This window comes from Pseudomonas putida (assembly GCA_041071465.1).
GTDB classification, from domain to species: domain Bacteria; phylum Pseudomonadota; class Gammaproteobacteria; order Pseudomonadales; family Pseudomonadaceae; genus Aquipseudomonas; species Aquipseudomonas putida_P.
Genome location: CP163498.1, coordinates 630,017 through 650,149, shown reverse-complemented (window position 1 = coordinate 650,149; position 20,133 = coordinate 630,017). Strand labels below are relative to the sequence as shown.

The following is a 20,133-nucleotide window of genomic DNA, read 5'->3' as shown; positions in this document are numbered from 1 at the left end:
CATACCCAAGAGGGCAAAGTATGTACGCGCGATGCGTGCGATCCTAGTAGCAGCTTCAGGCGTCTAGTTACATGCGATCACATAGCTACATGCACCGCCTGGGTTGAATGCACCTTTGTCATAGAAGCCACAGGTTACGATCCGATTGCTATCAGCGTAAGCGTAATTACCGCCAGCATAATCGGGTCTCGGGGCAGGGTGAGGGTTTGACGCATCGGAAGCCGACCAAGTACAGCTATCTTGGGTACTGCCGCTTGGAAGAGGGATTTGCTGGCCGTGGGTGATAAATCCAGTAAGAACCTTTCCACCGCCAGCTGAACGCCACACCCCGGATTGGCAAGAAGGTGTGAGGCACTGGCAGGTAAGGGGCGCGCCCAGGTTGTTTTTCGACTGGATGCCGATCTTCGGGCACGCCTGTCCTTCAACAGCGGTGCTCTCGATATCCAGATACTCCCCAACTGTCACACGTCCGTCCGCCTGCAGTGTCCCGCCGCGGATTTTTCCGCCTGTCAACAGGCCCTTGTCGTTAAGAACCCTGACCCAGTCTGCATCAGCTTGGTAGATGCCGCCCCCCCACTTCTCGTTCACCCACCCAGTGTCGTTCTGGCTTCTGAACCAGCCGTCCTTACTGGTGATGTCGCTCGTCGCGGTGACCGCGCGGGCATTGTTGATGTCGTTGCCACCCATATCGATCGCGGTGTTCATCCGGTTGTATTCAGGGTGGCCTGGGACAGCGTTGCGGTAGAGGTAGTCGTTGGCCAGCTCGCCGTCCATCAAGAAGAGCGCGCTCGCGGTATGTCCCTGCCCAGGGTTGATGCCGTAGTTGCTGAGCGCCACTTCCCATCCACCTCGCACACCCTGGATGACTCCGGGCTTGAGTGACGATATGAATCCGCCCGGCCCGCCAAGATGCTCAGCGATGGTCCGAATGCCGAGTTCCGGGATGACCTGGCCACCGGTGGTCACCACAATGGCCTCGAGCTGGTTAGCGTTGAGGCGCCTGGCCAGGCCGACGATGGTCTGGCCGAAGCTATTGGTCGAGCTGAAGCCCGCCGGCAGATATTTGGTGTTTTGCATCATGTCTACGGTGACCTGGACAGGCGTAGTCGGGCCAGCATTGCTGAGCACCACGGAGTAGTTGTCCTTGAGGTACTTGGCAAAAGCGTCAGCGACAGTCCGCTGGTGTTCCGCGGCGATCCGGTAGTCCTGCTGGTTGCCGTAATTGAGCATCCACCAACCCGCGAGAGACAGCATGATGCTCATCACTATCAGGCCGAACAGGCCATCAATGGTAAAAAATCCAGCCTGCCCGCGTTTACTGGCCATGCCAGAGACTCCTGTTCGATTGGGTGACGATGTCTTGCTCGATCATCTGAAGATGTCCGCTGCGGATCTTCTCGCGGATGGACGGCGCGTCATCCAGGGTCAGTGACAGCGTTTGGAGTGTGAGTCGCGGCTGTCCGTGGTCTGGACGGAGGAGGGTTTGGTGAATGACCACAGTCAGCCCCTGTGAGAGCACCTCCAGGGCATTCGGCATGATGGGCTCGGCAAGTACAGCCAGGCGCTGGATGGAGCTCCCGATGCTGCCGCCGTGCCCAGTGGAGAAAATGAGATGGCCATTGATGGATGCTTTGATGACTTCAGCGGCAGTGGCCGTGTCTCGAACTTCACCGACCAGGATGAGGTCAGCGCGAGTTCGAAGAGCGCGTATCAGCGTTTCTGAATAGCCGCCTTGCATACGGGAAACCGGCAACTGGATGCAGCGGCCAGAGCCATGTTCGCCTTGGAGGAGCGTTTCCGGCGGGTCTTCTACAGTCAGGCCCAGGCCGCCGCGTGATGTCAGGCGGGCCTTCACCGCCGAGGCAGCACTGCTGGTCTTGCCGGTGCCCATCTCACCAGCGAAGTACACCAGGCCCCGGGTTTCTTCGGCGAGCAGGCACTCGTAAATATGGTCCGGTAACCCAAGATCCTCGAGAGGGATGATGGTTGCTCTTGACCGATTCAGCACAAAAAACGGCTTAGTGAAGACGTCCAGGTTGTACGTCACTCGCAAGAGCACGCGATCCTCTAACACGAGGGCGAATTCAGGCTCACGTGTTGTCTCGTACTGATGCAGACACCGCGCCCTCAGTTCCTGGATCTCGGTCAACCACTCCGGAGGAGCGGCGGCCTTGCGGGGCTGACCTGCCAGCCCCTTCACATCGGCAAAATCATGGCCAAGATAGAGGTCCACGAACTCAGCATCTGCAATCAAGCTCACGCTGGCAGCCTTCAGTAAGTAGTCCAGGAGATCGAGTTCATTTCGTTGGAGCAGCTTGTTGTAGCGGCGGCGGGAAGGACCTCGCCACTGGTTGCCGAGCCACCATTGATGGCGGTGGTGGTCTGCTTGTCCTTGGCGATCTTGGTGGTCAGCGTGATGCAAGCCGCTTTGGGGACGTTGCTCTCGGAGAGGGTGAAGGTCATGCCATTGCTCACAAGCGTGACGGCGCCGTTCCACTGGTTGGTCAGGGTGGTGCCCGAAACGCCCATTGAGCCGGTTCCGTCGATAGCGATCAGCGAAGGCACGAGATTAGTCCCCGATGTGCCATATCCAGAAGATCCCTTCAGCTTTTTGGCGTTGGTGATGATGGTGGTGATGTTGCTTTGCTCTACAGCGGCATCGGAACTCCCCAGCATCTTGTAGCCGATCCAGGCGATGAAACCTAAGGCGATGGTAATGAGCATGATCCACATCACGCCGTCGATGGACAGGAAGCCACGTTGGTTTTTTGGGGTAGAGAGTGTCATTGGTTGCCTCTGGGCTGTGTGCTTAGTGTTGGATTGAGTCCATCAGGCCTATGGCCAGCTGGAAGATGCCGACCATCACGAAGATCATGAGCAGGCCCATGATTACTGCGGATAGGGCTGTAAGGGACTTCGAGACCGTTTCCACCCGCTTGAGCATTTGCTCGAGCCAGCGATTGGCGAACCTCTCCATCGATGCGGCGAAACTTTGGCGTGTGGCCAAGACCTGCAGGAAATGGATGGCCATCGGATCCGGGAACTGGTGCCCGGCTAATTTGAGTGCTGTACCGAAGTCTTTACCCGAACTGACGCCGTAGTTGATGGCGTCGATCCTTTCTCGCAGCCAGGGAGAGGCGCTCCGGCTGAGAATGCTGAGCGCACTCAGTTGGCCCACCCCGGCGCGGAGCATCACTGACATGTTCAGCAGGAAGATTGAGCCGTGCAGGACTTTGTAGATTGACCAGGGGGGAATGCCTTCGAGCCGCAGCCTGGTGGTCTGCAGTAGCAAGCTGAGCTGCGTTTTCCAAACCGGGCTGTTCGGTCGAACCTGCAGGCCGCAGAAGTATGGGAGGGTCACGAACGAGACGACGACCAGGGTCAGCACGACTGCAACGATCAGAAGTCCGTAGTTCGTGACTACCTTGGAAATTACATAGAGCAGACTTGGGATGCCGGTCCACAGCTCTGGATCTTGCCGCTGAGCCATCGACGGCACCATCCAGGTGGCGATGACATACAGCAGCGCCCCCATGAGGCTCCAGGTAATCGATGGAAGCGCTACGACGGAGACAACCAGGCGAGAAATGCGTTGGCGGGCCTCGATGAGCCGAACGCAGTCCCGGAAAGCCTCCACAAGGTTGCCGGTTTTCTCCCGGTATCGACCAGGGAAGCCTCGTCATATGGCAAATGGCTCCTGCAGGCGTCGGCGAGAGATTTTCCTCCCCGCACTAGCATCGCCACCTGACCACAAATGACTGACACGGGATGCATCGTTTTACCGTCATTGCTGAACGCCTTGGCAACGGTCTCCAGTGCTTCTTCGATCGGGATACCGTCCTCCAGGACGCCCATCAGGCTCTCGTAGAACTGGATTCGCTCGTTCTTCCCAAACTGCTTTGCATAGAAGGTGACCGCCCAGCCCTGGGCGGCCTCCCGTACACCTGTCCAGAAGTCCTGAAGCAATTCAAACATCGGATTGCTCCATCAGCTGCCTGTCGAAGTCGAGCGGCCCAGCGAAGAGCTCGGCATCGCGTGGGTCTACTATCCCGCTGGTGACTTTCATGATCCCGTGGGCGATCTTGGTGATGCCACCCATCTCGTTGACCCAGTACCTGCGCGCAGCGCTTGCACCGCGCTTGGTGAACGTATCCATGAGCTTGACGTTGGTCAGCAAGGTTTCGGCGATAACGGTGCGATCGACGACCCCAAGGTTCCTGCACTTGCTACAACCTTCACCGACCAGATTGACTTGGTCGACGATCTGCAGCTGCTTCAGCCGGGCGAAGAGATCCTTGCTGATGCCGTGGTTATGCTCACGCAGCGGGATGCGGCAAGCAGGGCAGAGCACCGGCACTAATGACTGGTTAGCGATCCCAGTGGTCAGCAGTGGATCGGTGACCAGGTAATCAGCCACGCCCATGTCAATCAGGCGCTGGATGGTGGCGATCACGTTGTTCGTGTGCAGGGTTGACCAGCTCTGGTGACCAGTCATGGCGCCGGTGTACGCCGCCTGGGCTGACGCCAGGTCGCGCAACTCACCGTACATGAGGACATCTGGGTCAAGCCGTACGGCATTGGTAATACCGTCACCCCAAGTCTCGCCGGCGTAAATCGGTGACTGGTTAGCCTTGAGCGGATACTCAGGGGGATGCTCGAGCGTGAGGATGTGCCTGGAGCCACCAGTCTCGTCATACAGCGCGTTGAGATTGACCTGCAGGGTCTTGGATTTTCCGGATCCTGTTGGGCCAGTAATCAGGTTAAGTCCGTAAGGCAGGCTCCGCAGTCTTCTGAAGTGCTCGATCTGCTGAGGCAGGAAGCCGAGCTCTTCGAAGCTCTGCTTGGAGGTATCGTCGTACAGCAGACGCATCACCATCAGCGGGCCATCCACCAGCGGCCGGGTTGCAACCCGAGCGCCGTACAAGCCCAGTTGGTCGACAAACTTACGGCTGACGCGGGCATCCTGAGCGATGTGGGGCTGGTAGTAATCGCCAGAAACATCGCACATGCTGTTGTACAGAGCAGCGCAGAATTCACGCCCTACGTCGCTCTTTTCCTGGCGTACCTCCTGAAGGACCCCATACAGCCGATACTTGATCCGGGTGACATCGTGCGAAACGACGATGTGAACATCACTGGCGCCGCGCCGGTGGGCGTCCCCATGAACTCCACCACCTGGGCTTGGCGCTGGGTTTCGACAAGTGCCTTCATGCCCCTCGACGCCGAGGCTTGATACAGCGTCTTGATCTCAGTCATCGAGGCTAAGACCACTTCGTAGTCAATGCCTTTGTGCTCAAGCTGGTCCATGAATGCCATCACGTAGGGGTCACTGACGTGTTGGGGAGAGATGTACAGCTTCCCATCGGCGGTCATGGCCAGGACCTGGCGCAAGTCTTCCTTAATCGCATGAGGGCCGCCTGGGGCGGTCAGTACCGCCACTGGCAACGGCGCCAAAGTCAGTTCGGCAGGCTCAAGATCGACGGGCTCTGCGGATAGCTCGGTCATGGTCAATACTCCTCAGGGTTGGCCGGGCAGGAGGCCGGGGAGGCTCTGTTGTGGCTGAGATACCACCCGGTTACCGAATCCAAGTGGGTATCGCTTTCCCTCCTTGGTCAGCACGACCCCATCGAGCGTGATCTGTTGGACCCGGAAACCGTTCGGCAGCTCGCTGCCAGGCTTGGCGTCAAGCTCGCTGCCGTCGCTGTAGATCAGGCTTGCCCGTAATTTCTGTCCGGAGCCGCTGATTTCTTTCACCACCGGCAATGCCGATTGGCGCGGCCCTGAGGATGTAGCCGTCATGGCGGGAGTGAGCCCGACAGTAGGAAACTGCGTCACTGGCTGGGGGGGGGCTGGGTAGTGTGCCGTTTGCCTCGAGCTCTGCCTTCGCGCGTTCGGCTTTTGCCTTGAACAAGATGGTTTCGCTCTGCACCTTGCCGAGCTCGCCGACGCTGATGGCTGAGAGATCTGTCGCTGTCTGTGCTCCGGCAATTGGCATCCAGAGCGTGAGCAGGATCAGGCTGAAGTTATTTCGCATACAGGACTCCTGTGACTGACCAGATCAGGTGGTCGGCCTTGTATTCGGTCTTGATCTCCTGCAGGCGCAGCCCTTGGGTTGGAGCGCCATTGAAGGAGTCGTAGGGCAGCACGCCAGAGGTGTACGACAGCTGGTACTGCTGCCACTGGGGAGGCGGCGGCGGAGGTGGCGTGGGTTGACCTGGCAGAGCAGGTTCCTGAGGCGTAACAACGGGGATCGGTTGCAACTGCGGTTCCTGAGAGAAACCATGGAACCAACTGGTCAAATTCTCCAGAGCATCTCTGGCCTCAATGAGGGCGTCGTCACCGGCAGCATCAAGGGAAATGTCGAATTTCAGCAGCCCGGTCTTACCCTGATTGATGAACTCCGGGCGGATAGAGAAGAGTTCTGCGACAGCCATCGTGAACTCGTGAGCGGTGCTGTTACCTGCGCGTTCGTAGGTCGCAATAACCTGTGAACTGTTGCACTTTGCCTCCATGAAGGGCCAGCCGCGGATACTCAGCGGCAATCGGTTCATGAACCTGCTGCAGGCCTCAACGAAATCGGTGACCGAGGGCTGTTTCGCCCAGGGGTGCTCCAGCGCCTGGATGGGTTGTTCCGTGCCTGTTTGCCTCTGCAGCTCGGCCAGCTCCTCGAGGCGTTTCTTCTCCGCCTCGATGGCAGCTTGACGCGCGATCTCTGCCTGATGGGATTTCCATTGTGACCAGGCCAGTAGCCCTCCACCGATCAAGAGGGCCACCAGGAGCAACTGAGCCAGCTCAGGCTTGGACATACCGAACACGAGTGGACGCAGCCGGTATTCACGCTTGAGCCGGGACGGCTGGAGCAGCTCATCGATGTCGATGAGGTCGCCGCCCATGCCAAACTCGGTTGGTAAGAACTCTCGCTCAAACTGGATGCCGCGACTGCGTTGCTGCAACACCCGTTTACGGACTTCCGATGCCGTGGCAATCAGGTCGCAACCCGGGATGATCCTGCCCTCATGGACAGCGACGATGGCATAGCGATCTTGATCGGCGTCGACGGCCCAGGCAGCAATCCATGAATCACCGAGCTGGCCAGCCAAGGTCGCAGCCAGCGAGTACATGCCTTTGTGAACGTCAGCGGAGCGGGAAACAAAGCCCGCCTGGATCATGAGCGACGTTCTTCGGATAGCCACGATGTCCAGGCCGTGCTCATGGCCATACTGACGGGCTTCCTTCATGTAGCTGGTCATGTTGCCCAGGGGCGTCCAGAGCATGCCAGTGACGAAGACACGCCCCCGGTGCTGGATGGTCTGCACCCGGCTCGAAGGTTTGTGTGTATCGGTGTTCATGAGCGCCGCCACTTACAGGTTGTCCGGGAGGACGATTGGTGTCACCAGTACCACCAGGGCGCTGTGGGACGTCGAGCGGGTTCGCCCACCGCCCAAGCCAAAGAAGCTAGGACTGCCAACGCCGGATTTACGGGCGTCATCCCCGTTCTCGTCGAACCCAGTCAGAATCAGTGTCTCACCGCTGCGCAGACGGACCTTGGGCGCCACGTTCTTGGTGTCGTAGTCCGTGGTCTGGACCTTGGAGTCGTTGCTCTCGAAGTCCTTGAAGATTGGCTTGCTGCTGATGCTGAGGGTGATCATCAGCAGCATGTTTTCTTTGTCCAGGAGCTTGGGCAGCAGCATCATGTTGAAGCCACTGGTGATCGTCGCCGGTGTCAGTGCGGTGCTGGAACCGACGGAAGCGGTGGTGGTGGTCGAGCTGGAGGCGACATAGCTTTGGACGTTGCCGATCTGGATCGGTGCCGGCTGCAGGTTCAGCGTGGTCACCGATGGCGAGCGCACTTCGGAGACGCGCCCCTGTTCTGACAGGGCTTGCACGACGGCCTTGGAGCCTGCCCACGGAGAGCTGGACGTATCCAGAATGCTGCCGCTGGCAGAGATCGCCTCGGAACTGATGCCGGCGACGGTGTTGCTCAGGCCGAAACCCCATTTCCCGGAGATGGACTTGTAGACAGCGCTCCAGTTGACAGCCGTCTGGTCGCTGTCGCTGAAGTTAACCTCGTAGACCTTGACGTTGAACAGCACCTGTCGAGTGATGCTGCGGTTGGTATCTTTCAGGTAGGCCGAAATTCGATTCAGCACCTCCGGCCGGTCGCTGACGGTGAGCGTGCCGGTAGAGCGAGAGAGATACAGCCGCCCTGGAGGCTGCATGCTGAGCATGGCCTTGACGTTGCTCTCGATGTCGCTCATCAGTGAGGTTTTGTACGTCGACTTGGTGCTCTGGTTGCTGCCGGATTCACCCGTGGCTCCTCCCGAAGATGTCGAAGAGCCCGAGTCGCCGTTGCCGGTGGAGGTCAGCAGGCCCGACTTGACGGTACTCTCGATCTCCAACTCGTCGCCGAATGTCCAGACGTCGAAGGTGCGGGTGTCGAAGTAGGTAATGCGCACGCCCTGCAGCTCAGGGTCGAAGTGCCACGACAGCCCCAGGCGTGAGGTGGCCTGGTTAAGCAGCCCGGAGGTTTTGCCGTTGTAGTTCAGGCCGGAGATCAGTCCTCCGCTGCCGAGGCCCAAGTCGAATGAGCTTGCGCTGCCAGGCATTGCCCCCGCCATGCCATTTGGCAGAAGACCCGCTAGGCTGTCTGGATCAGGTACAGCCTGAGCGGCGCCGCGAGCGGTAGTGCCGGCAGACTTCGAGGAGAGGATCCCGGGGTTCAATGCGTCAGGCGCTACAATGACCTGCAGCCCGGTTTCCTTGGTGATCAGCTGAGCCACGTCGGTGATCGACACTGGGCCTGCAGGCCGATAGGCAATGTCACGGTCCAGGCTGAACGGGAGCCCGCGCCTGGTCACCAGCGGCTCAGTGGAAACCCAGGGCTTGTTGCTGAAAACGACCGTGTCGCGGTTTTGTTGTGGCTGCTGGTTCTGCAGGAACTTGGTGTACTGGCCAGCCGTGCGGCCCTGGAACTCTGCTCGGTCGAACGACTCATTAACCCGTTGCACGGCACAGCTGCTCAGCAGGGCCAAGGCGATCGGGGTCAATGCCCAGCGGACCCAAGAAAACTTGTTCATTTCTTCTTCCTCTCAGCGACGTACAAGACGCTCTGGGAGCCTTCGCTACCGTCGACGACGAAGGATCGCGGGGCATTGTCGTAGAGCGGGAACAGCTGCTTAATGGCTTCCTGGAACGGGCCTTCGAAGTGCAGCGGTGCCTCGATCGGATAGTTGAGGTCTTCCTGGGCCCAGATCACCCGCCACCGGGCTTTTTTGGCCCATTCTTCAACGGTATCGCGCAGGGTTGATCCAACTTCGGCCGTCCATACTTGGGGCAGCGGCCGGGGTGGTGTGGCGGGCTTGACCTCGATGGCCGGGGCCACCACTGCTGTAGTGGTCACGGCAGCCGCTGGCTTGGATGCTGCAAGTTGGTTGGGCGCATTCGGTGCTGGGGACGCAGGTGTCGAAGGTTTAGCCGCGGTGGTTACCATCGCAGCCGGGATAGAGCCATCCTTGGCGGGTGCCATTGGGGGAGCGCGGGAGCCACTGCCGCTGGGGCTGCGACAGCGGGTGTAGTCGTGGAGATGGGGGCGGGAGTCGGCACTGCGGCGACGACTACGCCTGGCGTCGAGGCTGGTGTGGCGGGGCTGGTTCCAGGAGCCCGCGCTTTGTCGGCGTAGAGTTGGCCTGCCGGCGTCGACGGGGTTGGCAATTGGTAACCGGGGCGAAGCACGAAGCACACCTGACGGTTCACCTCATCGACTTTCACCTGCCAGGCCGGGCCCGCGAGGACCTGCAGGGTGTTTCGCAGAGTCATTGGGCCGAGCTTGTACTGGGCTGCTGGCAGAGGTCGGGTGTACAGGATGTTGACGTGTTGCGAGCTGGGCGGGCAGAGGGCGTAACCTGACCGGTCGACCACGTAGAGCATGGCGTCCCGAACGCTGGGGTTCATGCTCGATGGGATGGTCACGTCGATGATCTGTGCCATCAGGTCGCGCTGGCTCGCGTCGGGTTGGGTGCTCACCAAGGTGTAGCGGCCATACCGAACGACGGGTTCCTTCTCCGGACTTGCTCCGTTCGGGTAGATGTCCGGAGACAGCCATTCGGGATTGCGGCTGCTATCGAACGCCGGCTTCGGCGGCTGCTCAGCCTTCTGAATCGCACAACCCGCAACGAGTGCGGCGAGCGAGAGAGTGGTCAACTGCCTGATCATGAGGCCCCCTGTAGTCATTGAAGGCAACGGTGACAGCCGATAGCTTTCCGCGCAGCTGGAAATCAATATCTCGCAGGACCAGATTTTTCCGGTGGGCTGATGAGTTCGTGCAACGGGTTGTCTTGGGTGCCCTCGGCAGCGGCCAGGGGGGCATGATTTTCTTGGCGTAAGGCTGATCGGCCTATCGCTGAGAGTATCTCTTGGCCTAAAGTGCATTTCATCACCGCCCAGGTCGGCGATCATGTCCGCTTCAATACCAAATTAAAAAAGATAACCATGAAAGAAACACTAGGTAGGTTGTATTTGTGGCAAATAGCACTGGCTAGGGTTTTGGATCTCCTGGCGCTTATGCAACGAGTAGACCGCTTCTGCAGAACTGGAAGGCCAAAAAATATTACTGAGCTGTATGATCAGGAACGTCGCAGATTAAAAACTGGTCTGCGACTTGAGGGCGAGGCATTAGATAGTTTTGAATCAGAGCATGGCTCCTTGTTTCCTGATGTTCACGATGTTCACCTTATTGATGAATTAATCACAGAAGAAATCATTATAAAGTTGTGCACTATTTTTAATTCTGGTTGGGGTAAACCCGGGGTTATTGCGGGAAATAAGAAATCGTTTTGGGAGCCGATTGTCGCTGAGGTGATTTCTGAGGCCTTCTCAGGTGACGTTAAAGTCAAGTTTTATGAGTTTCTAGAGGCCGCGAAGGGATACAGAGACAAGCATGGTGCCCACTTTGATCACGAAAGCTTCAACATGACTCATGGGGACAAAGAAATCGGTGAGGATGGGGTTATCTACAGCGTAGGATGGACCAGCGCCTTACTGACTTTTGATTGGGTTTTTGTGAATGAGACCCTGCCAGTATTTGCTAAGGCGTTGAACTCCTATATCGCCAAGTTACAGAGAGACGCCGGTATAATCTGATGGCCCATGTTTGGCAGCAATGCATCGGCCTGTTTTCCAAGGATTTAGGTTGGTAGTAGTCATTGGGTTCACGTTGAAAGGGTTAAGTTTCGGAGCTATATCATTCATGAGCTCAAACTGTGATTCCCAAGCGATCCTACTTATTGGATAGTCGCTGCAAGCATTGCCTTGGCCAGCGCGTCCTGCTGCTCTTCCGGCTCAATGAGCTCCAAGCTGACTTGGCGCTTCGCTAAGAGCATCTGCCAGAGCTGCTGATCGATGCTGTTCTCCACGAGGGGGATCTTCACGATCACCGTCCTGAGCTGACCATTCCGGTACGCCCGGTCCTCGGCCTGATCCTGTTGTCCGGGTGTCCAGGGCAGGCCCAGGAAGAAGACGTAGTTGGCGGCCGTGAGGTTGTTGCCGGTACCGGCGGCTTGGGTGGTGCAGATGAAAGCCCTGCAGTCGGGGTCGCCCTGGAACTTGTCGATCGCCTTCTGGCGTTTGGTGAGTGTGTCACTGCCGACCAGGGTGACGTTCCCGATACCGGCTGCATCGCACAGCTCCTTGAGGCGCGCGACGGTGGGTTTGAACTCGCAGAACAGGATGACCTTGTCTTCGGGGTCCAGCTCGCCCAGCAGGTCCATAGCGACTCTGACCTTCACCTGTTCCAGGTAATGGCGAAGCGCGCCGAGCCTGGCAAAGATGGGCCTGTCCTCGAGGCGAATGCTGTCGTACTTCTTCCGCTCCTCCACCCCCATCGCCACGGGCAGCAACTGCCGGTGCTTACCCTTGAGCCCGGGCAGAACGTCTTTGCGCCGGCGAAGCATCCAGTCGCCCAGTTCTGCCCGGAGGTTTTGCCGGAACTCTGGGCTGCCGGCGAAGCGTTCGCAGAAATCGCTGAGGGGCAACTGGCCGACCGGGTGCCCCGATAGACGTAGCAGGGTGTGCAGCTCTGTCTCGCGATTGAGGACAGGCGTGCCTGTCAGCAGATAGCGATTCGGCACCTTGGCTGCGATATCGAAGCCATGGCGTGTACGCTCGGCAGTCGGCTCCTTCAACTGGTGCGCCTCGTCGACCACTAGAACGTGGTAATGCTCAGCCAGCAGCACGTAGTCGCCGAGACGCTCGTAATTGATCAGCATCCATTGGACCAGCGGGTCGTGCTTCTGCACAGCGACTGTCGCGTCGGGGTAGACCGCCAGGATTTCGCGCTGCCAGTTGATCAGCAACGAGGAAAGGGTCACCACCAGGATCGGGCGACCGGCTGCACTGATATGCGCCGCGATAATGGCCTGGCGCGTCTTGCCGAGGCCCATATCATCAGCCAGCAGTGCGCTGGTGCGCTGGAGCAGGTGAGCGATGCCAGCAGGCTGGTGATCGAGCAGGGAATAGCCGACCAGGGCCTGGGCGATCGTGGCATCTGAGAACTCGGTGCGTTCAATCGGCGAGACGGCAGCGAGGTAGATGTCGTTGGAGCTCTCCTCACCGCTGGCGGCTGTCGAGGGTTCCTGAGGAGCACCGCCCAGGCTGATGCGTGGAATGTCTGCTGCTGGAACCACAGAGCCATCGCCCAGGAGCTCCTGTACCACGTCCAGGATCTCGAACTGCTCCTCCACAAGACCGAGCTCCAGGACCAGGTTGCTGCGCAGGATTTCGGCGGTGGCGTTGACTCGCCACGAGCTGGATTTGCCCAGGAACACTCCCCGCATCCGGCGGGCCACTGCAACTACTCCAGGATGATAATCTCCGGACAGCAGCACACCGCCGTCGGCGAGCGGGGCAATTCGCAGTAGCATTCCCGAGATGAACGCGTCCCGGCGTGGGTTGGCCAGCGCGCTCTCGATCTTCTGGCGGAAGGCCTGCCATGACTCAGTGACCTTGCCACCGGCCAGCTCGATCAGCTGGTGGTACACCAGGTCCAGCTCGTCGATGAGCTTGGCCTTGGGCACGCGCCAGTAGCGGCAGAGCGGGTGATCACTGCGGCGAATGAAGAACCCGCTCCGTGCGAACATGACCTTGTTTGCGCCTTCAATGTAAGGCATGAGGATGCCCATGTCGTAGCCGTCGAATACGGCGGCTTCGAGCAACACTGGTTGGCTATTGAGGAGGCGTGGCCGTTTCAATTGGCGTCCGCGCTCTTGGACTTCATCGGCACAGTCTGGTCCAGGTGGTAGGCAGGCACCCATCGGGTTAAGAGTACTGAGCCATGAAGCGACCCTCCCTGGCCACTGATTACGTACGCCGCAGGCTCTGAGCCCTTCGGCACACGTCTGCGTTCCTGCTTCCAGTACCCAGCGGTTTTGATGTCGTCAGGTTGTAACGGCCAGCACGACTCGCCTGGCCGGGATTCATAATGAGGGACCTTCGGATTGTCCGCCTGCTCGGCCTTCAACCGGTCAATGACTTTCTTGGAACGGGCCACAAGCACCTCCGGGAGGATGAGTAGTCAACTCGTCATCATTCAAGGTGCGCCTACCCGCACCCGTAAGAGCGAGCAGATTGGCAGTTGGGGGAAACCTGCTACAGGAGAAATGGATTACCGCCTTCGAAACATTTCGCCTACATGCCCCTGGGCTTGGTCATATCAGGTTTGTCGCCCACTGTGGGGTAGCTCACGCGGCAGTTGTTCGCTTTGAACCCGGTGCATCCCCAGAAGTCGTAACCGCCATCGCCGCGCTTCTGTCGGCGCGCGAGAGGCATCCCGCACTTGCCGCAGGAGTAGCCGTCCTGGGCGCCCGATGAGGATTCAGGCGACCGCGCCTTCATCGCCACTGTGGGCGCCTGTCGGAGGCTTTCCAGCTCACTCTGGAGGTGCTCGTAGAACTTGGCGACCACAGGGCCGTACCTATCCTCACCGCGGGCGATTCGATCCAAGTCCTTCTCCAGCGTGCTCGTGAAAGCCAGCTCGAGGAAGCTGAATCGGCCTTCCAGCTGGGCGACGGTAGCCTCTCCCAGCGGTCCTGGTACCAGCTTGCGCTTTTCCTCGACGACCAGGCCCTTGCTGGTGATGTTTTTAACGATCGCGGAGAAGGTGCTGGGCCTGCCAATCCCACGACGCTCCAGTTCCTTGATCAAGCTGGCCTTAGTAAAGCGCCCTGGCGGTTTGGTCTTCTGGTTCAACACCTCGCCCTGGAGTACGTTGAGGATCTGCTTAGGTTGCAGCGCCGGCACTGGATTTTTGGGCAGGTCGGTCGACTCCTCATCCGTGTCGTCTTGCTGCAGGAGCTTCATCCAGCCGAGATAGGCTACCGAGCTACCCGTCGCAGCGAAGCGCAGCGGCCTTTGATCCGGCCCCTTGGCCAGCAACTTTGCGGTACGCACGTCGTAGATGGCATCGGCGAGCTGGCTGGCCAGTGCGCGGATCCGAATGAGCTTGTACAGCGCCTGTTCATCGGAAGACTCTCCCGCAACCTCATCATCCCAAGCGGTTGGCGCGATCGCAGGGTGACCTTCCTGTGCGCTGTCTGCTGCCTTGAACGTCCGGCGTTCGTCTACAACGTCGAGCCCCTGGCGTCGTGCGACAGCCTGGATGTCAGGCATGGCCTCATCGGCCAGGTTGGGGTTGTCCGTCCGGTGGTATGTGATGACACCCTGCTCGTACAGGCGTTGCGCAATCTGCATCGTCTTGTCGGGGTCCCGCTTCAACGCCACGCTGGCGGCTTGCTGCAAAGTGGACGAAATGAACGGTGCGGGCGGCGGACGCCGCTTCTTGCCGTCTTCGCACGATTCCACGATAACTGCACGGGTGGCGGCGACCCGGGCGGCGAGCGTGCCGTCCTGGACGTAAGGGTGTTCTTTGCTGGCAAAATCCGGCACCGGCTGCCATGCGGCAGTCCAGGCCAAGCTGGAAGCTTCGTCCCTGAAGGTCAGTTCTGCGCCGAAGTGGTGGATGACCTTGAAGTTGCGGATCTCCCGTTCGCGCAGTACAACCAGGTAGAGCGCAGGTGACTGTACACGGCCCGCAGACGTGGGTTGCCCCATGACTCGGCGCAGCTCCTGAGTGACGGGGTAGCCCACCAAGCGGTCGAGCACCCTACGGCACTGTTGTGAAGCAACGAGCTGGCCGTCGATCTTGCGGGGGTTAGCCAAACCCTCCCGCACACGATTCTGTGTGATTTCATTGAAGGTGACGCGCTTGTACTCGCTGATGCGCAGCGCCTGCTGAATGTGCCAGGCGATGCTTTCACCTTCGCGATCCGGGTCAGTGGCAATATAAACCTCGGTGGCGTCCTTTAGCGCCTTGCGGATCGTGCTGACGTTGCGGGCACTCTTGGGCAGCATCTCGTACACCGGCCGGAGGTTCTTGAGCACCCCAGTGGTGATCATCGTCTCGTCCATCCCCTTTTCAGGGAGGTCTCGGATGTGGCCACCAGTGGCTACAACCGTCCATTGCTCGCCAGGCCGGATCTTCTTCATCATGGGCCCTAGCTTCTTCAGCTTGCCCGGTGCCTCGATGATCATGAGTTTCATAAGGTGACCCTGAACAGTTCGAACAGAGCGCACTCTTGCCGCCGGCCGGAGGCGGCACAACGCGAAATGGTCAACTGAAAGGGCGGGAATTCGTTGGGATTGCTTTTATGAATTGCGTGATGAGGAGTGGTGCAATTTAGTCTCCTTGATCAGATTCCAAAGAGCTTCCTGGGGAATCCAGCTTCTGGAAGCCCAAGTGAGGAGAATTGGCAACCAGGCAAGGAGGGCTTAGAGTCGAGTAGATCTGCGACCTGTTTTATCCAGCTTGAACTTGGCCCCAAGCGTTGAACAAGCAGCCAGATGACGCTGATTAGCCCGAATATTCGAGATCGGGCATTTTGGTCAAGCGCCAGGTTTTGAAAATAAGGGTTGTCAAGAACGGAGAGCGGGTTGGCCGCTACTTGGTTCCAAATACGAGTATGATGTGCGCACCTGTTGCGCAAGGTATTTATCTCTCGTAGCCACTGAGTTAGCACGTGGGTATCACTAATACCTAGTCGAGCCGCAATGCGATTTTGATGGTTGCCTTTGAGGATTTCGAAGTATTTCGATAGTGTACCAAAATCCCATGCCTCCACAGCTACCCAGAACGGAATAGCTTTGTGCGCGCGTCTATGCCATTCAATGGAGTCTTCTTGGCTACGATCCAACAGATTTTTTTGGCGTTTTTGCCACTCTAACCAAGTATTTCGTTTTTGGTTAGTTTTGCGGTCATTCCAGTCTTCGGTCTGTTTAGGGCGAATGAACTGCGAGTCCGTATACGCCATTGGTGAGTGGTAGCCAACCTCGTGAGCAATTACAGTCCTGACCTGGATCTCAATCCGTTCAATCGCGTCAAGCATGAGTTGTCTAAGTTTCTTATCAAAAAGATAAAGATCGACGGCGTCATTGAAGGTTGTGTCAGGTAGAAAATTGCTTTTTCTACGCGGTTTGCGTGTTACTTGGCAGATAAGGACATTCTGTTGCTCGTCCCTATCAAAGTCGCGCGCGGGCTGCCAGTAACCACTGAGCCGATAATAGCCGATCTGTGAAATCTTCCGTTCTGCTCGGTTGGGGTCAGGTACGAGCATGCCTCTGGTAATCAGTAGCTCAACCAGTTCGGAATAATTTTTGAATGGCTTAGGAGGGGCTAGCTGCTGCAACATCCATGTTCCAGATAAAAGAAGGCCCAAACATAATACTGGACAAAGCCAGCACCAGAGGTTCAGGCGCGATTGGGCGGTGATTCTAGGGAGAAGGCGGAGGGGTGTCAAGACAAAATCAGCAGGTTGGCTGTGAAGGCCACCGCAAGCTGGAGGCTGTAAGAGCAAGAGGTCAGAGGCTGAGGATGAGCTGCTGGGCTCGATTGTACCCTTTAAGCCAAGAGGCCAACATGGCGGGGTGCTTGTAGGGACAAGCATACACGGGCAGCCCTTTCTCGGCGGCTTCCACTCCGGCAGCCTCCACCGCAGGATGGGGGTTGTTGAACTGGCGCCTATCCGCTTTTCGCTCCTGGGCCACTACATGCTGCATCGAATGCTCCTCATCAGTGCCCCTGCACCTGCCGGGCAGATCACGCCTCAAACATTCTTGATACCGGAAGCCTCGCGACAAGGCGCTTTTTTCGACTCCAGTAGCTAATTTTTAAACACGTTAGCAGCTGTAGGGTGGAGATGCCTTCAGGAAATGGTAATTTGCCAATGCGACGATTTCAACCGCCTCCTGACCTGGGCAAGCGCTGCTTGCAGCGCCCCTTCGGCCACGACTTGCCGTCCTGGTTGCGGGAGCTTCCCGAGGCGCGCGACCCTGGGCAGTAGGTTCTGGCCGCCAGGAGTTGTGTGGCATCTGACGCCAAGTGTCGAGTGGGCGGTCGCGTCGATCTGTTCTGGCTCCCAGAAACTTCACGAATGGCGGCGGAAAAATTAGGCCCCACACCAATGCCCGTGTGCCAGACCTAGTGGGGAATCATGCTTGAGCGGTAGAGTGCCGACCAAGCCAGCAGCGTCGCGCTGGGGTCCTCCAATGCGGCACGAACCATCACCTCAGCGTGTTGGCCTGTGATGTCGCAAACTGCCTGCCCAAGTCGCAGGAGCTCAGCCGTCACTCCTGCATCCCGGGCCTTGGTCGCAAACTGATACTCCTCGGCCTGCCCATACTCAAAGGTGGCCTTGAACTGGGAGCGAAGCATTTCGATGGCCTTCACCTCAGCCTCGGGCAGGAGGATGGTTTCGCCGTCGCAAAAGACCTGGGGAACGCCTTCGAGAGCATGTACGGCTTCCATGTAGCGCGAGGAGTCTACCGTCGCTTTGACGGATGGATATTCCGGGTAGTCGTGGTGCACGGGACGTTACCTCGAAGCGGAAATAGGTGGCGAGGCGCTGTCCTTGTCATCGGCAACTTCACGAACGGCGCCTGAAAAATGCCTGCCAAGATGTAGTTGGGTTTCTACGGCGAAGCTTCATCGAAGGGAGGGGTAGCTCGTAGTGACATCCTTGTCACCAGGAGCTTCGCGATGTGGCGCGCCAAATTAAGGGGGGCTACAGAGGGATGTCGTCGTCAAAGCCTTCGCCGTAGTGGCGCATGTCCTCGGGGCTCGGCTGAGGCACGTTTTGAGCCTGGCCACCGCTGGTCTGACTGCGCGCCTGACCCTGCGGTTGGTTGGTCGGACGCTGACCGCCGCCGCCGCCAGACAGAGATACGTGCTCGATGCGATGTGGAAGAATCGCGATCCGGCTGGCTTCGACCTTGAGCGCAGACACCTCCTGGCCACTTTGTTTATCCGTCCAGCTGTCCATGATCGCGCGGCCAATCACCACAACGCGCATGCCCTTCTGGAACAGCGCTGCGAACCGCTCGGCATCCTGGTGCCACCATTCGACGTTGGCCCAGAAGCCACCACGATCCTTGTAGCCACCCTGGCCATCAGGGATCGAGTTGTCGAACATCACATTGAGTCGCAGCATGTGCCGCGGATCTTTGTTGCCGTTGGCGAACGACCGGTGCTCGGCAGCGTTGCCGACGTTGCCTTCCCAAACTACTGGTGTACCCATGGTGTATCTCCGTTCAGTGTTGAGGTGGGTTCATGACCTGCTGCAGTCGAGCCTGATATTCGGCCTCGGCCTGCCCCATTTTTTCTGCGCACTCGGCGGCCTGTTTGCCGATTGAGTGGATGAGGCTGATCTGCATGTTCAGGGTGATTCGGTGTTGCTCCAGGGCAAACAGGTCCTGCAGCAAGTGGGTTGGTGTTTTGGGGGCGTGGATCATCTGGGCCCATACGCCGACACCCATGCGCCGACCTTGCACGCTTTGCCAGCGAAGAAAGGTTGTGCCAGCCGCTGTGTTTTGCTCGATGAGCCTGACGGGCAGCAGGGCGAATGGATGTTGACGGACCTGGGCCAGCACTTCCTGGGTAATGGCGCGCAACCCTGCCTCCAGCGATGCGCAATGCTCCGCCAACTGGATCAGCTCCCCCTTACCTTTAAAGGGCTTTAAAAGGCCTTTTAGTGAGGCACTCTGTTGCAGCGCCTGATAGGCACCCTGTTGCAGCGGTTTGAAGGCACCCTGTTGCAGGGCCTCCATGGGTTGGGGGTCCAAACGCATCAGGATCAGGCCTCGCCTTCGAGATCGTCATCCAGATCCTCGACCGGGTCTGCGGAACCACGGCGGATGGGCGGGGCAAAGTTCGACCTGCGGGTGCCTTCCAGGATGTCCTGGGGGATGTCGCCGTAGCGCTTGTACATCTCGCGCGCGTTTTCAGCCCGTGCATTGTTGGCGGCGAAGTCGTCACGCGATGCACCGGAGAATCGATGGAGCTGGGCCAGTCCAAAAAGACTGCGCAGCAGGTGAGCACCCTCGTCTATCCAGATCTCGCCATCGCGGCGGCCGATCATGGCGACGTGCTGAGCCAGCAGGATGCGGCGGACGACTTCGTCGTATTGAGTCAGTAGATGGACGCCCTTGAAGCCCAGCGGGTTGGAAATGAAGAGTGGCAGCTTCAGCGGTTGAATGGAGAGGTTCTCACCGATTTCGAGCGCCTTGGGCAACTGGGCCATCACTTCATCCAGGCGGCTGTCGATGGCCTTCAGGGCATCGTCCACTTCCTGAATCTTCTCTTCGATCCTGATCATCCACCAGTCCGAGTATGGGTCGTCCTGGGCCGCTCCACGGTCGATCTGGTTGATCTTGAGGCAGAAGCCCGCCAGCCCGAGGATGCTGTGTTTGTCATCGGTCTTCTGGCGGCCCAGCCAGATTCGGGCAGCATGGTGGGTGTGGAGAGTCAGCTGGACCTGGCTCCTGAGGGAGCCGATGTTGAGCTGATAGTTGTCAGCCATGGACATGGTTTCCTTATATAAGGTGGGTGAACGATGTCCATGCTGCTTTTAGGCTGTTGGGCGCGCAGTAATAAATGAAGAACCCGGGGTGCTGGATTTGTCATAGTCGGCGCACACCATCCTGGTGTTGCGGGCCGCAACACTCCCAGGTGGTGCCGGTGACAACACTCGATCGGGCTCACGGCGGTGCCGGTGCCGGTGAATGATGCGGGCCGCATCACTGTCAGGTGGT

General features: G+C 58.6%; 17 protein-coding genes and 2 pseudogenes. 1 reads left to right on the top strand and 18 read right to left on the bottom strand.

All coding sequences use genetic code 11. The annotated features are described in order from the left end of the window. Nucleotides 1-63: 63 nt before the first annotated feature. From pilV to AB5975_02875, 10 genes and pseudogenes are all read right to left on the bottom strand, one after another. Nucleotides 64-1,326, bottom strand: coding sequence for a shufflon system plasmid conjugative transfer pilus tip adhesin PilV (gene pilV / locus AB5975_02920; protein ID XDR20910.1), 1,263 nt, complete (start codon nucleotides 1,324-1,326; stop codon nucleotides 64-66). Next, nucleotides 1,316-2,260 (bottom strand): ATPase, T2SS/T4P/T4SS family, encoded by a 945-nt coding sequence (locus AB5975_02915; GenBank protein ID XDR20909.1) that lies wholly within the window; start codon nucleotides 2,258-2,260, stop codon nucleotides 1,316-1,318. Before AB5975_02915 ends, pilV begins: the two co-directional genes overlap by 11 nt. An 11-nt stretch (nucleotides 2,261-2,271) precedes the next feature. After that, the gene (locus AB5975_02910; protein XDR20908.1) at nucleotides 2,272-2,787 is read right to left on the bottom strand and encodes a type 4 pilus major pilin; all 516 of its coding nucleotides are present in this window, start codon (nucleotides 2,785-2,787) and stop codon (nucleotides 2,272-2,274) included. A gap of 22 nt (nucleotides 2,788-2,809) precedes the next feature. After that, nucleotides 2,810-3,975: pseudogene (locus AB5975_02905) on the bottom strand (type II secretion system F family protein). Next, complete coding sequence (locus AB5975_02900; GenBank protein ID XDR22903.1) at nucleotides 3,968-5,098, bottom strand: GspE/PulE family protein; 1,131 nt, start codon at nucleotides 5,096-5,098, stop codon at nucleotides 3,968-3,970. The pseudogene AB5975_02905 and the gene AB5975_02900 overlap by 8 nt, the downstream one beginning before the upstream one ends. Continuing rightward, nucleotides 5,041-5,505 (bottom strand): hypothetical protein, encoded by a 465-nt coding sequence (locus AB5975_02895; GenBank protein XDR20907.1) that lies wholly within the window; start codon nucleotides 5,503-5,505, stop codon nucleotides 5,041-5,043. The genes AB5975_02900 and AB5975_02895 overlap by 58 nt, the downstream gene beginning before the upstream one ends. Nucleotides 5,506-5,517: 12 nt before the next feature. Continuing rightward, nucleotides 5,518-5,835, bottom strand: coding sequence for a type IV pilus biogenesis protein PilP (pilP, locus tag AB5975_02890; GenBank protein XDR20906.1), 318 nt, complete (start codon nucleotides 5,833-5,835; stop codon nucleotides 5,518-5,520). Nucleotides 5,836-6,023: 188 nt separating this feature from the next. Beyond that, on the bottom strand, nucleotides 6,024-7,349 hold the full coding sequence (gene pilO2, locus AB5975_02885; GenBank protein XDR20905.1) for a type 4b pilus protein PilO2: 1,326 nt from the start codon (nucleotides 7,347-7,349) through the stop codon (nucleotides 6,024-6,026). 12 nt (nucleotides 7,350-7,361) lie between these two features. Then, nucleotides 7,362-9,077, bottom strand: a complete 1,716-nt coding sequence (locus tag AB5975_02880; GenBank protein ID XDR20904.1) for a PilN family type IVB pilus formation outer membrane protein — start codon at nucleotides 9,075-9,077, stop codon at nucleotides 7,362-7,364. After that, a pseudogene (locus AB5975_02875) lies at nucleotides 9,074-10,212 on the bottom strand (TcpQ domain-containing protein). The gene AB5975_02880 and the pseudogene AB5975_02875 overlap by 4 nt, the downstream one beginning before the upstream one ends. 276 nt (nucleotides 10,213-10,488) lie before the next feature. Between AB5975_02875 and AB5975_02870 the strand changes: the two are divergent. Then, nucleotides 10,489-11,139, top strand: coding sequence for a hypothetical protein (locus AB5975_02870; GenBank protein ID XDR20903.1), 651 nt, complete (start codon nucleotides 10,489-10,491; stop codon nucleotides 11,137-11,139). Nucleotides 11,140-11,279: 140 nt separating this feature from the next. On the opposite strand, the gene AB5975_02865 is transcribed toward AB5975_02870, so the two are convergent. The 8 genes from AB5975_02865 to AB5975_02830 all read right to left on the bottom strand — a co-directional run bounded on the left by AB5975_02865 (nucleotide 11,280) and on the right by AB5975_02830 (nucleotide 19,901). Further along, on the bottom strand, nucleotides 11,280-13,244 hold the full coding sequence (locus AB5975_02865; protein XDR20902.1) for a DEAD/DEAH box helicase: 1,965 nt from the start codon (nucleotides 13,242-13,244) through the stop codon (nucleotides 11,280-11,282). A gap of 436 nt (nucleotides 13,245-13,680) precedes the next feature. Beyond that, nucleotides 13,681-15,591 (bottom strand): type IA DNA topoisomerase, encoded by a 1,911-nt coding sequence (locus AB5975_02860; protein XDR20901.1) that lies wholly within the window; start codon nucleotides 15,589-15,591, stop codon nucleotides 13,681-13,683. A 149-nt stretch (nucleotides 15,592-15,740) separates the two neighbouring features. Next, entirely contained in the window at nucleotides 15,741-16,736 is a 996-nt protein-coding gene (locus AB5975_02855; GenBank protein XDR20900.1) for an Abi family protein, read from the bottom strand. Nucleotides 16,737-16,905: 169 nt separating this feature from the next. Continuing rightward, nucleotides 16,906-17,103: a CrpP family ICE-associated protein gene (locus AB5975_02850; GenBank protein ID XDR20899.1), complete on the bottom strand. Its 198-nt coding sequence runs from the start codon at nucleotides 17,101-17,103 to the stop codon at nucleotides 16,906-16,908. A gap of 421 nt (nucleotides 17,104-17,524) precedes the next feature. Further along, entirely contained in the window at nucleotides 17,525-17,911 is a 387-nt protein-coding gene (locus tag AB5975_02845) for a hypothetical protein (GenBank protein ID XDR20898.1), read from the bottom strand. 196 nt (nucleotides 17,912-18,107) lie between these two features. Then, the gene (locus tag AB5975_02840) at nucleotides 18,108-18,620 is read right to left on the bottom strand and encodes a single-stranded DNA-binding protein (GenBank protein XDR20897.1); all 513 of its coding nucleotides are present in this window, start codon (nucleotides 18,618-18,620) and stop codon (nucleotides 18,108-18,110) included. Between the two features lie 13 nt (nucleotides 18,621-18,633). Next, complete coding sequence (locus AB5975_02835; GenBank protein XDR20896.1) at nucleotides 18,634-19,149, bottom strand: DUF3158 family protein; 516 nt, start codon at nucleotides 19,147-19,149, stop codon at nucleotides 18,634-18,636. Nucleotides 19,150-19,175: 26 nt separating this feature from the next. Next, nucleotides 19,176-19,901 (bottom strand): PFL_4669 family integrating conjugative element protein, encoded by a 726-nt coding sequence (locus AB5975_02830; protein ID XDR20895.1) that lies wholly within the window; start codon nucleotides 19,899-19,901, stop codon nucleotides 19,176-19,178. Between the last annotated feature and the right edge of the window lie 232 nt (nucleotides 19,902-20,133).